Below are 12,936 nucleotides of genomic sequence, written 5' to 3'. Positions count from 1 at the left end.
TTCCCCATCCGCCCCATCGCCCCTCCGGCGTTCGGGCAACGGAGGGGCGAGTGCCGCGGCCGCCCCATGCATCCGGCGGCGCCGTTAGAAGTTGACCGCGGACGCGTCACATGTACGCGCACCGCGGGAGCGCCTGCCCGCCTTATCCCGTACGGTTGCGCTCAATCGTGATATGCGCGAACCGCTCCGGTTCGTCCGAAAGCTCGCCTGTCGCCCGCTCGTTCCAGCGATAGCCGGCGATGGCGCCCTGCGGCGTCTCCTCGAAGATGTTGCCGGAAATCAGCGCCGAACCGGCGCCTTCGACGACGGTCACCGCGCAGCCGACGGGCGTGCCACGCACCAGGTTTCCGTTGACGACGAGCCCGCGCATGAACGGCCCCCAGCCGAGCATCAGTCCGTATTTCGGCGCGTTCTCGACCGTATTGCCACTGACGACGGTGTCCGCTTCCACCGCGATGCCGAAGCCGAAGCCCGCGCCGTCGTGCACGTAGGGCCCTTCGAGGCGGAGGTTGCGCACGACGTTGCCCGTCACCGTCGCCAACCTGCCGCCTTCGTTGAAGTTGACGATCAGGATGCCGTTGGCCGCCCCGTCGATCAGGTTGCCGTTTACGATCGCGCCCTGGAAACCGAACTCCGAATAGATCGCCGTCTCCCCGGAATTGAGGCAGGTGTTGCCGGCGATCTGCACGTTCGATCCGGCATTCGCGCGGATCGCCGAGAAGGCGCAGTGCGAGACGTGGTTGTTTGTCACCATGACGTCATCGGCGCGGAAGATGTTGATGCCGTTGCCGTACTCGCCGGTGCCGCCCTTCGTCGCGGCGATCTGCGCGATGCGGTTGCCCGAGACGATCGTGCCGTCCGGCCCCTTGTTCCAGCGGTGCACGAGGATGCCGGCATTGGCGCATTCCATGATGGTATTGGCAGAAATTGAAAGTCCGCTGCTTTCGATCGCATAGACTGCGAAGTCCGCAGCGCCCGAAATGCGGTTTCTGTCGATGCGCCCGCCGCAGCGTTCGAGATACAGCGCCGACTTGGCCGAGCCTTTGATCTCGCAGTTTTCGATCCGGACCTCGCGTGCACCGCCGAGGTGGACCAGCCCCTGCACGGTTTCGTCGAGCCAGCGGTTGCCACCGTCGATGACGAGGTTTTCGAGAACGACGCTGGTGACGTCCTGCCCGGCGAACAGATGGCCGCCGCCGCCGTAGAGGATGCGTGTCGCCCCCGGAACACCCGTGAGCCGGGTGTTGTCGGGAAGCTCGATATTGGAGACATGATAGTCGCCGGGCGGCAGGTAGACCGGCAGGTTCTTCGCCGCCGCGTCGCGCAGGAGCTTCGCGAACGCCTTGCTCTTGCGGTCGTCTCCGCCCGGCCGCACGCCATGCGCGGACGCATCGATCGCGCCGCGCAGGTCGACGTTCAAAAACGGCGTGCCGGCGCCGAGCGCGGGGACGGCCGCCGCGCCCAGGCCTATCGAAAAGAGAAATAACCGTCTGCTAACCATGTCTGCTCCTTGCAGACACGGATGCAGGAAGCGTGCCACCGCAATTCGTGCCGAAACGGCACAGCTGGAGCCCTCCGGCAGCGCGGTGCTGCCCACTGCCAAGGCCGGGTTGGCACATTGAACGGAAATGGGACTGAACGGGCGCGGGGGCAGCCGAAGGGATGCCAGCCTGCTGGTCGTCACGGTGGCCCGCAAACTTTTTGATGACGCAGGCGGCTGCTGAGCTGGGTTAGCTGCCGAGGCCGCGGATCGGAAAACTTGCCGATGGGCAATGCATCTTATCGACGGCTTACGTCACTGCAGGGAGGTGGCGCGGATCGAGGTGAGGCGGCGCGATCAGCGGCCGCGCTCAACGGGATACGCTACGCCAATGATTGCTCTTCTTCGGAACCCCGGCCACGTGGCGCTAGCCCCGCCGCCAGTAGTGCATTTCCATCATCTTGTCCCAACTGCCGTCGTTCTGGCGCACCAAGGCGGTGAGGGTGCGATGCCGGTCGTCGATGAAGGTGATGATGTCCTGATAGGGCACCTTTTTGCCTTCGTTCTTGAAGTCCGGCCCCTCGCTGTGGAGCGTCAGCAGGTCGCCGGTCGGCTCGAGCACGCCTTCATAGTGCCAGAGATAGTTCATCATCGAGCCGATCCACGTGCCGGTGTAGTGGCCACGCTGCGGATCGTAGCCGAGCGTCATCAGCGTTTCCGCCTCCTGTCCGTCCGGCATCAGGCCGCGGCCCTCGCAGAGGACCCAGCGTCCGCCGAGCGGGCGGACGTGTTCGGTCCAGGTGCTCTTTTCCGGGGGGCCATCGATCGCGTCGGCGGAAACGTCCCAGTCCCCGATGAGGCGCTGGAGCCAATGATGCTGTGTGGTGACTTCGTTCTGCATGTTGCCTCCTTCGATCGGTGTTTGCGCCCTGCGGCGCACGTCCGGGACCAGACTACCAACTTGGGCGCCTTTGCTTTGTTTCAAGTGGTGGCTGGGACCGGATGCGTCGATGGGGTGGGCTTGCAGGCAATGGCCTGGCCGGATCCCGCCGAATATCGACAACCTCTGGCAGCCGGCGCAAATGTCCCTATCTTGTCAGGCATGAAGCCAGACCGTCTGCTCTACCCTGCATCCGCCGGCCTCTATTGTCCGTCCGGCGATTTTTACGTCGATCCGGTGCGCCCCGTGGCGCGGGCGCTGGTCACGCATGGGCATTCCGACCACGCCCGGGCCGGTCACGGCGCGGTGCTGGCGACGCGGGAAACGCTCGACATCATGGCCATCCGCTATGGTCCGGACTTCTGCGGCGCCGCCCAGGCTGTCGCCTACGGGGAAACGATCGATCTCGGAGGGGCGCGGGTCTCCTTCCATCCCGCCGGCCACGTGCTCGGCTCGGCGCAGATCGCGATTGCGGCGAATGGCACGCGCTTTTGCGTCTCCGGCGACTACAAGCGCGGCGCCGATCCGACCTGCGCCCCCTATGAGCCGGTCGCCTGCGACGTCTTCATCACCGAGGCGACTTTTGGCTTGCCGGTGTTCCATCATCCGAATCCGAAGGGCGAGATCGAAAAGATCTTCACCTCGCTCAAGCAGTTCCCCGAGCGCACCCATCTCGTCGGCGCCTATTCGCTGGGAAAGGCGCAGCGCGTAATCCGGCTCCTGCGCGACTGCGGCTACGAACGGCCGATCTATATCCACGGCTCGCTCGCAAGGCTCTGCGACTATTATGTCAGCCGTGGCATCGACCTCGGCGACTTGCGTCCGGCGACGCTGGAGAAGGACGATACGACCGATCTGTCCGGGGCGATTGTCGTCGGCCCGCCGTCCGCCTTTGCCGAGCGCTGGGCGCGTCGGTTCAACGAGCCGCTCGTCGCCTTCGCCTCCGGCTGGATGATGGTGCGCCAGCGCGCCAAGCAGGGCGGCGTCGAACTGCCCCTGGTGATCTCGGACCATTGCGACTGGCCGGAGCTGACCGAGACGATCCGCGAACTGCAGCCCTCCGAGGTCTGGGTGACGCACGGCCGCGAGGAGGCGCTGGTGCGCTGGTGCGAGCTTGCCGGCATTCCCGCCCGCCCGCTGCATCTGGTCGGCTACGAGGACGAGGGGGATTGAGGTGAAAGCCTTCGCCGAACTCCTCGATCGTCTCGTGCTGACGCCGTCGCGCAACGGCAAGCTGAAGCTGCTGGCCGACTATTTCCGCGACACGCCCGATCCCGATCGTGGCTATGGCTTGGCCGCGATCGCCGGCACGCTGGACCTGAAGAGCGTCAAGCCGGCCATGCTGCGCGATCTCGTGCTGGAGCGGATGGACGAGGTTCTGTTTCGCTATTCCTACGACTATGTCGGCGATCTCGCCGAGACGATCTCGCTCGTTTGGGACCAGGAGCGCAAGGAGCAGATCGACGACGAGCACCAACCCCGGCTCGGCGCGGTCGTGACACGGATGAACGCGCTGGGCCGCACGGAGGTCCGTTCCGTCGTGCGCGACCTGCTCGACCGGCTCGACCCTTCCGCCCGCTTCGCCTTCATCAAGCTCGTCACTGGCGGCTTGCGCATCGGTGTCTCGGCTCGGCTTGCCAAGCAGGCACTGGCGGATTTTTCGGACAGAGACGTGAGCGAGATCGAGACGCTCTGGCACGGCCTACAGCCGCCGTATGAGCCTTTGTTTGCCTGGCTGGAGGGCCGCTCCGAACGCCCGGTGCTGGCGACGCCTGCGATCTTCCATTCCGTGATGCTGGCCAACCCGGTCGGCGAGGGCGATCTCGACAGCCTCGACCCGGCCGATTTCGCCGCCGAATGGAAATGGGACGGCATCCGCGTGCAGCTTTCGGCATCGGGACCGACACGCCGGCTCTATTCCCGCTCCGGCGACGACATTTCTGCGGCCTTCCCCGATATTGTCGATGCGATGACGTTTGAGGGCGTTGTCGACGGTGAACTGCTGGTGGGCGGGACGATGCGGTCGAACAGCCCGACGCGGACGTTCTCCGACCTGCAGCAGCGGCTGAACCGCAAGACCGTCAACGTGCGCATGCTGGAGGACTATCCCGCCTTCGTGCGCGCCTACGATGTTCTGTTCGATCGCGAAACCGACGTGCGGCCGGAAAATTTTGCGACCCGCCGCGCCCGGCTGACCGACCTGATCGAAAACGCCCCGCCCGATCGCTTCGACCTCTCGCCGCTCGTCCCGTTCGACAGTTGGGATGCACTCGACCGCCTCCGCGCCGCGCCGCCCGATCCGGTGATCGAGGGTGTGATGATCAAGCGGCTCGACAGCTCCTACCAGGCCGGTCGCCTGAAGGGGCCGTGGTTCAAGTGGAAGCGCGATCCCTACAATGTCGATGCCGTGCTGATGTATGCGCAGCGCGGCCATGGCAAGCGGTCGAGCTACTATTCCGACTTCACCTTCGGCGTCTGGGCGGGGGGACCGGACGGCGACATGCTGGTGCCGGTCGGCAAGGCCTATTTCGGCTTCACCGATGCAGAACTGGACGTGCTCGACCGCTTTGTCCGCAACAACACCGTTGATCGCTTCGGCCCGGTCCGCGCCGTGCGCGCCGAGCCGGATTTCGGCTTCGTGTTCGAGGTTGCCTTTGAGGGAATCAATCGCTCCACCCGTCACAAGTCCGGGGTCGCCATGCGCTTTCCCCGGATCGCCCGCCTGCGCGACGACAAGCTGCCGCGCGACGCCGACCGGCTCGAGACGCTGATGGCGCTGGTGGAGGCGAGTGAAGGCGTGGCACCGTAATCGCCGGTTGCTTCCCGTTCCTGCCTGAATTGTGAAAGAAAGTGATCGTGGCAAGCCACGCGCCAGCCGGCGATGCCACAATTACGGCACGGTGACGACCCTATCTTGCAGGCAGGGGTAGGTGCGTGTCCGACTGCTGCTTGCGTTTCTCGGTTTCACGGATTGCGTCGCTAGATCATGACCCCAGAACTTCTTCTCTCCCGCCGCCGGTTGTTGCGGTTTTCCGGACTGGCGGCGGCTACGGCGCTTGCCGGTTGCACGTCATCGATGAACACCGACCGCTTCCGTTGGCAGACCGATCCGGTCTATCGCAACCCTGCACTCGAAGGCGTGCCGGGTGCCTATCTCGAAGGCCGCGATCCCGACCAGGGCCCTTACGACGAGGCAATGCTGCCCACGGGCATACCGGATCTGGACCCGAGATACGCCGGGATCTATGCCACCCGCATCGACGGGGGCTTCACCATTCCGCAGGTTCCCTATCAAAAGATCGATGCCCGTTATCTGCGCCACGAGGTGGAGGATCCCTTCGGCGAGGCACCCGGCACGATCATCGTCGATACGGCCAATCGCTATCTCTACCTGACCCAACCGGGCGGCCGCGCCATGCGCTATGGCGTTGGAATTGGTCGCGAAGGTTTTGCCTGGTCCGGCCGCGGCGTCATCCAGTGGAAGCAGGCCTGGCCGCGCTGGACCCCGCCGGACACGATGGTGGCGCGCCAACCCGAACTCGACCCGTACTCTGCCCGCAACGGCGGCATGGCGCCGGGCGTGTCGAACCCGCTCGGCGCGCGCGCTCTCTATATCTTCCAGAACGGCCAGGACACGCTCTACCGTCTGCACGGGACGCCCGAGTGGAAGTCGATCGGCCGCGCCGCGTCCTCGGGTTGCGTCCGTCTGTTGAACCAGGACGTGATCGATCTCTACAACCGGGTGCCGAACAAATCTCCGATTGTCGTGATCTGACTTTTTGAGAGCTCCTGCGCGGCGCCGCGGCATCCGCCGACTTCGGTGTCCCCATCTACGGACTTCTGCAGGGCGTGCACAATCGCTTCGAGCGACGTCACGCTCTTGCCGTCGTCTTGCCAGAGCGTCAGCAGCACCAGATACTGCGGCCACAACTCGATCATGCGTTGCGTTTTCATCATCAAGAAGGGAGATCTGACATGCCCATTCTCTACACCACCAAGGCATCCGCCACCGGTGGCCGTGCAGGCCATGGCGCTTCGGAAGACGGCGTGCTCGATGTCACGCTGACCGTGCCGAAGGAACTCGGCGGCGACGGCGCCCGCGGCACCAATCCCGAGCAGCTCTTCGCCACCGGCTATTCCGCCTGCTACCTTGGCGCGCTGAAGTTCGTCGCCGGCAAGGAGAAGGTCAAGATCCCGGACGAAGCGAAGGTGACGGCGACCGTCGGCATCGGCCCGCGCGACGATGGCGCCGGTTTCGGCATCGAGGCGGCTCTCGAAGTTTCCGTTCCCGGCGTCGACAAGGCGATCGTCGAGGAGCTTGCCAAGAAGGCGCATGTCGTCTGCCCTTACAGCCACGCCACCCGCGGCAATCTGAACGTCAAGACGACGGTGGTCTGATCGAGCGACCCTGCCGCGAGCCGCCGCTTTGGCTCGCGGTGTCTTGGTCGCTAACCTTTCCCTTGAGATATTCTGTGCTATAATTTTCCAAGGAAAGGAGAATTGCGATGTTCGCGCTCGATATCAGGCAGGCTTCCGCGCCGACAAGCGAGGGGGCGGTCATCACCAAGGCAGCGGTGCGCGCCGCAGAGCGGCTCGGCCTTTCGGCCCGCGTGCTGGCTGGCGTGCTCGGCCTTTCCGAGGCGAGCGTGTCGCGCATGCGCAAGGAAGATTACACGCTGGAGCGTGGCAGCAAGCCGTTCGAGCTCGCCGTGCTCCTCGTCCGTCTGTTTCGGTCCCTCGACGCCATCACCGGCGGCGACGAGACTGTCGCACGGGCCTGGATGGCAGCCGAGAACCGCGTCCTTGGCGGTCGGCCCGTCGAGCGCATCACCTCCATATCCGGCCTCACCGATGTCCTTGCCTATCTGGACGCCCGACGCGCTCTCGTCTGAGGCGCGCGCCTTCGCCAGACCGGTCTGGCGGCTAGTGGAAGCGCAGCATCGCGTCTCGACGCTGAAGCTCGTCGATTCGCTGGAGGAACAGGCGCTGCTCGAGGGGTTGCTCGAGGAAAGCAAGCCCGCGCTGCCGCCGGAATGCGAAGGCCTCGACTACCTGCTCGCGACCCCCTTCCGCTATGGGGCTATCTATCCGCATGGCTCGCGATTTCGCCGGGCAGGGCGCACGCTCGGAGTCTTCTATGCCGCGGAAGCGGTGACGACCGCACTCGCCGAAATGGCTTTCTACCGGTTGCTGTTCTACGCGGAATCGCCTGGAACGCCATTTCCCGCGAATGCCGCCGACTATACTGCGTTCTCGGCAGCGGTGAGCACAAGGGCCGCACTCGACCTGACGTTGCCGCCGCTCGCTCGCGATCACCCGCACTGGAGCGATCCGACCGATTATGCCGCCTGCCAGGCGCTCGCCGAAGCCGCCCGTTTCGCCAAGATCGAAGCGATCCGATATCGCTCGGTGCGCGATCCCGACGGTGGCGCAAATGTCGCGCTCCTTTCGGCCCGCGCCTTCGCCGAGCCGAAGCCGCTGGAGCGCCAGACCTGGCGCATCCGGCTTTCGAGCTACGGCGTGCAAGCGATCTGCGACTTCCCCAACTTGCGGGTCGAGTTCTCCCGCGCCGATTTCGGCAACGATCCGCGTCTCGGTCGACCAGGTTGAAGCCCAGAACGTGGGCCAAACACCAAAGCCCAATGCGCGACAAGCGAATCCAGGAGATTGCTGCCGCGCATTGGTAGGCGGGCTCGCAGGCAAGGCGACCGCCGGGTTCGGACAGGGCGTGGCCGCTACGCCCCCATTCCCGCCGCTTCAAAGAACGCCTCCGGTCCTTCGACCTCGATCAGCTTCCGCCGCTCGATCATCCAGAAGCGGTTGGCAACGGCGCGAACGAAACTCCGGTCGTGCGAGACGAACAGGCAACTTGCCTCATGTGCCGTCAGTTCGCGTTCCAGTGCCTCCTGGCCCTCGATGTCGAGGTGGTTGGTCGGCTCGTCGAGCAGGTAGAAGTTCGGGTTCGTCAGCCGCAGCACCAGCATGCCGAGCCGTGCCTTCTGGCCGCCGGAAAGCCGGCCGATCGGCTGCCCCTGCATCTCGATCGTGATGCCGGCGCCGACGAGCAGCGAGCGCGCCCGCTGGTCGCCGATGTCGAAGCGCCGGATGATCGTGGCAAGCGATGTCTCGTCGTCGGCAAGGTCGGCGAGCGCCTGGTCGCCATAGCCAAGCACGAGGCTGGGTGTCGCCTTGATGCCGGCAACGCTAGAGCCTTCGATCGCCCTGCGCAGCGCCGAGACGAGCCGCGTCTTGCCCGCTCCGTTGTGACCGAGCAGCACGATGCGGTCGTCCTGGCAGATGAACTGCTTGCCGGTGCGAAACAGCAGTGTGCCGTCCGGCATTTCGATCGCCGCATCCTCCAGCGTCACCAGCACCTTGGCATGGGTGCCGCGATTGACGAGCCGGATGGCACCGGCCGAGCGTTCGAGATGGGCGGGCCTGGCCGCATTCTCGAGCTTTTCCGCCCGCTGCTTCAGTTGCTTGGTCTTCACCACCAGCAGGTCGGAGCCGGAATTGATGCCGATGTTGTTGAGCTTAGCCGCCTGCTGGCGCAGCTGCGAGGCTTGTTTCATGTCGCGCTGGTGGCGCCGTTCGTCTGCGGCATCGGTCTCGTCGAGCGCTGCCCGGGCGCGCGAATAGGGCAGGGCAAAGACCTGCGAGCGCTCGGGCCGCAGGAACAGCGTCCGGTTGGTCGTGGCGTCGAGGAAGGCGCGGTCGTGGCTGGAGATGACGACGGGCACCTCGCGCGGCAGGGCGTTAAGCCATTCTTCCAGTTGCACGATGCGGCCGAGGTCGAGATGGTTCGTCGGCTCGTCGAGCAGGAGCACGTCCGGTTCCGTGACCCAGGTGCGGGCCAGAAGCGCCAACCGCTGCCAGCCGCCGCTGAGCTGTGACAGCGGGCGCGTGCGGAACGCCTCGGGCACCTCGAGCGATTCCAGCACCACATCGACGCGCCAGCTTTCATGCTCGGCCTGGTCGGCGGGCAGTGCTCCAAGAACCGCCGCGTGGAACGTCTCGCCGAGCAGAGCCGGCGACACGTTCTGTTCGACGTGGCCGATGGTCAGTCCGCGCGCCTTGGTGATCTCACCTGCGCCGGGCTCCAGTTCGCCGGAGATACAGCGAAAGAGCGTCGACTTGCCCCGCCCGTTGGCCGCGACGAGGCCGATGCGGTCGCCGGCGTTGGCGGAGAGGTTAAGGCCGGAAAAGAGCGGCGTGCCGAGGGTAACGCCGAGATTGCGGATGTTGATGAGCGACATGTTCGGTCCCTGATCGGAAGTCCGAGCAAACGCCGCATCGAGGGCCTCAGCCATCATCGAAGACAGGCGCGTTCAGGCTCGGAAGCATTGGAAGTTGCGCACGTCGCACATGGACGCACGCTGCCACGAGGGGCAGACCAGGGAGGTGTCGAGAAATCGGTCTCTGGTCAGCCCTGCAAACGCATCTGCAGGGCAAGATCGGGACCATGCGTAAGATTGGGCAGGAAATCGAAATTCACGTCAGCCCTCCTTTCGCGCGGGTTGGTTGATGGGGCGTGAAATAACATCGCAAGCGCGAAAATGCAATCGGTTGGTCTGGTTTGCCCGTTCTCACCGCAGCAGGAAGCGGACAGACCAGCGCCGGGGGATGAGGATCGAGGCGGCGGTGACGAGGGCGGCGATGATGAAGGGTGCCCATGCAGCCGCGCCCGCCTCGTATTGCTGCAGCGTGGCGCCGGCGACCGCACCGGCCAGCATGCCGCTCCACGGCACGAGCTGGACGAACAACTGACTGCTGCGCCCGCCCAGGATCCAGCGCCCGAGGCCGCGGCCGAAGCGCGACAGGCCGCCGGTGACATAGGTCAGGCCGATCGGCAATCCCTCGATCTGCTCGACGGCCGCGTTGATCGTTCCCATGGCGAAGATCAGCAGCAGGAACCGGGCCTCCCGGAAATCCGGAACGACGGCGGATGCCGCAAGCAGCAGGGTCACGCACAGAAGGACGCCATGCGACCGGAAGCGGCTGGCGATGATCACCCCGACGCCGTTGCCAAGCACGAAGGCAGTGAGCCCGGCCAACAGCAGGAGTGCTCTGGACATGTCGCTTTGCGCGATCGCGACGGCGGCGCGGGTGGTGTTGCCGCTCATGAACGAGACGAACTCGCCGACGGCCATCAGCCCGATCGCGTCGGTCATGCCGGCGAGGAACGAGATGGCCGCGACGAGCGCGAGCCCGACAGAACTTCGTTGGCGCCGGATCAGGCGCCGGCGCCGCGCGACGGTCATGCGGGAATCGGTCCGGTGTTGTGTTTGCGCGAGCTAACCAGAGGCTATGGGTTGTTGCAAGTCACCGGCAACCGCCACGGCAGCCCCGCTTGTCTTGCGCGGGCTACTAGCCCATCTTGCCGCCCGTCTCTGTCGTCGGGCCGATAATGGCAGTCACCTCCGTCACCTTGTCCGCCGGAAAGCCGCCGAGCTTGGCGTGTTCGCGAATGACGTCCGCACTTTCCGCCTCGTGCACGCAGTAGAATTTGTCGCCGGCGACGTAGCTCGTGATCCACTTGTAGGGCTTGTCGAGGTCCCGCACGGCCTTGTTCGACGTGGCGGAGATGTTGCAGAGCTGGTCTGAGCTCAGCTTGTCCGCACCGGGGATCTCTCGCTCGATGATGAAGGTAGGCATCCTGCAACCTCCTCGCGGTTCGATGAAGAACAACAACGCTCCTCATTGGCCCGCGAGTCAATCGGTTCGTGAGGCCGCGCGGCGATGCAATCGTCCTGGCGGCAACCCGTCGCCGCCAACGGTTGCACGCCTCATCATTCGCAGCGCTACCGCCTCAGGCTGCCCAGGATGCCGCGGACGATGGCGCGGCCGAGCGAGTTGGCGACGCTGCGGGCGGCGGATTTCATCGCAGCCTCCACGACCGTCTCCCGCTGGTAGCCGGAGCGGCCCTTTGGCTTCGCCGTGCCGGACGGCGTCGTCGGCTCGTCGTCGCCAAAACCCGGCAGCGTCCAGCGGCTGCCGCCGTTCTGCGGCTGTTGCGCCGCTTCCTGTTCGGCCTGCTGCTGCGCCTCGAGCTTCTTCGCTCGCGCTGCCAGGATTTCATAGGCCGATTCCCGGTCGAAATCCTCGTCGTAGAGGCCGGTGACTGGGCTGACCTTCATCACGCCTGCGCGCTCCGCATCGCTCAGCGGCCCGACACGCGAGGCCGGCGGACGGATCAGCGTGCGCTCGACCATCGACGGTACACCCTTGCCTTCCAGCGTCGACACCAGCGCCTCGCCGGTGCCGAGTTGGGTGATGACGGTGGCACAGTCGAAATCCGGGTTGGGGCGGAACGTGTCGGCGGCGGTCTTCACCGCCTTCTGCTCGCGCGGCGTATAGGCGCGCAGTGCGTGCTGCACCCGGTTGCCGAGCTGGGCCAGCACCGTCTCGGGCACGTCGAGCGGGTTCTGCGTGACGAAGTAGACGCCGACGCCCTTGGAGCGGATCAGGCGCACGACCTGTTCGACGCGCTCGATCAGCACTTTCGGCGCGTCGTTGAAGAGCAGGTGCGCCTCGTCGAAGAAGAAGACGAGCCGCGGCTTTTCCGGATCGCCCACTTCCGGCAGTTCCTCGAACAGCTCGGAAAGCAGCCAGAGCAGAAAGGTCCCGTAGAGCCTCGGGTTCATCATCAACTTGTCGGCGGCCAGCACCGAGATCGCGCCGCGGCCGTCATTGGTGGTGCGCATGATGTCGGAGATCTTCAAGGCGGGCTCGCCGAAGAAGTGCTGTGCGCCCTGTTGCTCCAGAATTAGCAGTTCGCGCTGGATCGAGCCGACGGAGGCCTTGGAGATGAAGCCGAACTGGTTGGAAAGCTGGGTGGCGTTCTCGCCCATGTAGTTCAGCAGAGCCTGCAGGTCCTTCAGGTCGAGCAGCGGCAGGCCGCCCTGATCGGCGATCTTGAAGGCGATGTTGAGCACGCCCTCCTGCGCGTCGGAGGCGTTCATCAGCCGCGACAGGAGCAGTGGTCCCATCTCGGTCATGGTCGTGCGGACGCGATGGCCCTTCTCGCCATAGAGGTCCCAGAAGATCACCGGGAATTCCTGGAAATCATAGGGCTGAAGACCGATCTCCTCGGCTCGCTTGAGGAGGAAATCCTTCGCCTCTCCCATAGCGCCGATACCGGAAAGGTCGCCCTTCACGTCGGCGCAGAACACTGGGACGCCGGCATTGGAGAAGCCCTCGGCTAGGACCTGCAGGGTGACCGTCTTGCCGGTGCCGGTCGCCCCGGTCACGAGCCCGTGCCGGTTGCCGAACTTCAGTTCGAGATATTCCGGCTTGTTGATGGAATTGTCGGGTTTGCGGCTGGTGCCGACGAAGAGCTTGCCGTCCTGAAGCATGGATTCGCTCACTGAAGTATCTCCCTTGTCCGCACAGCCCGGTCACGCCGAGCAGGCGCCGCATGCCAATCGTCATTTGAATCGTCTCTGGAACTTTATAAGGTGGTTGCGGAACTTCAACACCTGTCGTGATAGCCAGGGGCCGGATTACGATGCCCGTC

General features: G+C 65.1%; 13 protein-coding genes. 6 read left to right on the top strand and 7 right to left on the bottom strand.

Annotation, left to right across the window (positions count from 1 at the left end):
- Window positions 1-142: 142 nt before the first annotated feature.
- Both J2Y48_RS06580 and J2Y48_RS06575 read right to left on the bottom strand, forming a co-directional pair.
- A complete protein-coding gene (locus J2Y48_RS06580; RefSeq protein ID WP_310414600.1) occupies window positions 143-1,501 on the bottom strand; it encodes a TIGR03808 family TAT-translocated repetitive protein in 1,359 nt (452 codons plus the stop codon).
- 406 nt (window positions 1,502-1,907) lie between these two features.
- A complete protein-coding gene (locus J2Y48_RS06575; RefSeq protein WP_310414597.1) occupies window positions 1,908-2,381 on the bottom strand; it encodes a DUF1579 domain-containing protein in 474 nt (157 codons plus the stop codon).
- Window positions 2,382-2,582: 201 nt separating this feature from the next.
- Here J2Y48_RS06575 and J2Y48_RS06570 point away from each other — a divergent pair, with 201 nt between their 5' ends.
- From J2Y48_RS06570 to J2Y48_RS06560, 3 genes are all read left to right on the top strand, one after another.
- The gene (locus J2Y48_RS06570) at window positions 2,583-3,593 is read left to right on the top strand and encodes a ligase-associated DNA damage response exonuclease (protein WP_310414596.1); all 1,011 of its coding nucleotides are present in this window, start codon (window positions 2,583-2,585) and stop codon (window positions 3,591-3,593) included.
- A 1-nt stretch (window position 3,594) separates the two neighbouring features.
- On the top strand, window positions 3,595-5,229 hold the full coding sequence (locus J2Y48_RS06565; protein WP_310414593.1) for a cisplatin damage response ATP-dependent DNA ligase: 1,635 nt from the start codon (window positions 3,595-3,597) through the stop codon (window positions 5,227-5,229).
- A 174-nt stretch (window positions 5,230-5,403) separates the two neighbouring features.
- The gene (locus J2Y48_RS06560; RefSeq protein ID WP_405030178.1) at window positions 5,404-6,195 is read left to right on the top strand and encodes a L,D-transpeptidase; all 792 of its coding nucleotides are present in this window, start codon (window positions 5,404-5,406) and stop codon (window positions 6,193-6,195) included.
- On the opposite strand, the gene J2Y48_RS06555 is transcribed toward J2Y48_RS06560, so the two are convergent.
- Entirely contained in the window at window positions 6,153-6,359 is a 207-nt protein-coding gene (locus J2Y48_RS06555) for a hypothetical protein (protein WP_310414586.1), read from the bottom strand. The genes J2Y48_RS06560 and J2Y48_RS06555 overlap by 43 nt on opposite strands.
- Before the next feature lie 36 nt (window positions 6,360-6,395).
- Between J2Y48_RS06555 and J2Y48_RS06550 the strand changes: the two genes are divergently transcribed.
- The 3 genes from J2Y48_RS06550 (at window position 6,396) to J2Y48_RS06540 (ending at window position 8,030) form a co-directional block, all read left to right on the top strand.
- On the top strand, window positions 6,396-6,818 hold the full coding sequence (locus tag J2Y48_RS06550; RefSeq protein WP_310414583.1) for an organic hydroperoxide resistance protein: 423 nt from the start codon (window positions 6,396-6,398) through the stop codon (window positions 6,816-6,818).
- A 107-nt stretch (window positions 6,819-6,925) separates the two neighbouring features.
- On the top strand, window positions 6,926-7,312 hold the full coding sequence (locus tag J2Y48_RS06545) for an MbcA/ParS/Xre antitoxin family protein (protein WP_310414580.1): 387 nt from the start codon (window positions 6,926-6,928) through the stop codon (window positions 7,310-7,312).
- Window positions 7,272-8,030: an RES family NAD+ phosphorylase gene (locus J2Y48_RS06540; RefSeq protein WP_310414577.1), complete on the top strand. Its 759-nt coding sequence runs from the start codon at window positions 7,272-7,274 to the stop codon at window positions 8,028-8,030. Before J2Y48_RS06545 ends, J2Y48_RS06540 begins: the two co-directional genes overlap by 41 nt.
- Before the next feature lie 125 nt (window positions 8,031-8,155).
- On the opposite strand, the gene J2Y48_RS06535 is transcribed toward J2Y48_RS06540, so the two are convergent.
- The 4 genes from J2Y48_RS06535 to J2Y48_RS06520 form a co-directional block, all read right to left on the bottom strand.
- Complete coding sequence (locus J2Y48_RS06535; RefSeq protein WP_310414575.1) at window positions 8,156-9,676, bottom strand: ABC-F family ATP-binding cassette domain-containing protein; 1,521 nt, start codon at window positions 9,674-9,676, stop codon at window positions 8,156-8,158.
- 330 nt (window positions 9,677-10,006) lie between these two features.
- On the bottom strand, window positions 10,007-10,681 hold the full coding sequence (locus J2Y48_RS06530; RefSeq protein WP_310414572.1) for a YoaK family protein: 675 nt from the start codon (window positions 10,679-10,681) through the stop codon (window positions 10,007-10,009).
- Window positions 10,682-10,787: 106 nt separating this feature from the next.
- Entirely contained in the window at window positions 10,788-11,075 is a 288-nt protein-coding gene (locus J2Y48_RS06525; protein ID WP_310414569.1) for a DUF4242 domain-containing protein, read from the bottom strand.
- Window positions 11,076-11,221: 146 nt separating this feature from the next.
- Window positions 11,222-12,775, bottom strand: coding sequence for a DUF853 domain-containing protein (locus tag J2Y48_RS06520; protein ID WP_310415707.1), 1,554 nt, complete (start codon window positions 12,773-12,775; stop codon window positions 11,222-11,224).
- Window positions 12,776-12,936: the final 161 nt, after the last annotated feature.

This window comes from Mycoplana sp. BE70 (assembly GCF_031455855.1).
GTDB lineage: Bacteria > Pseudomonadota > Alphaproteobacteria > Rhizobiales > Rhizobiaceae > Mycoplana.
This window is presented reverse-complemented; position numbering and strand designations above follow the sequence as displayed.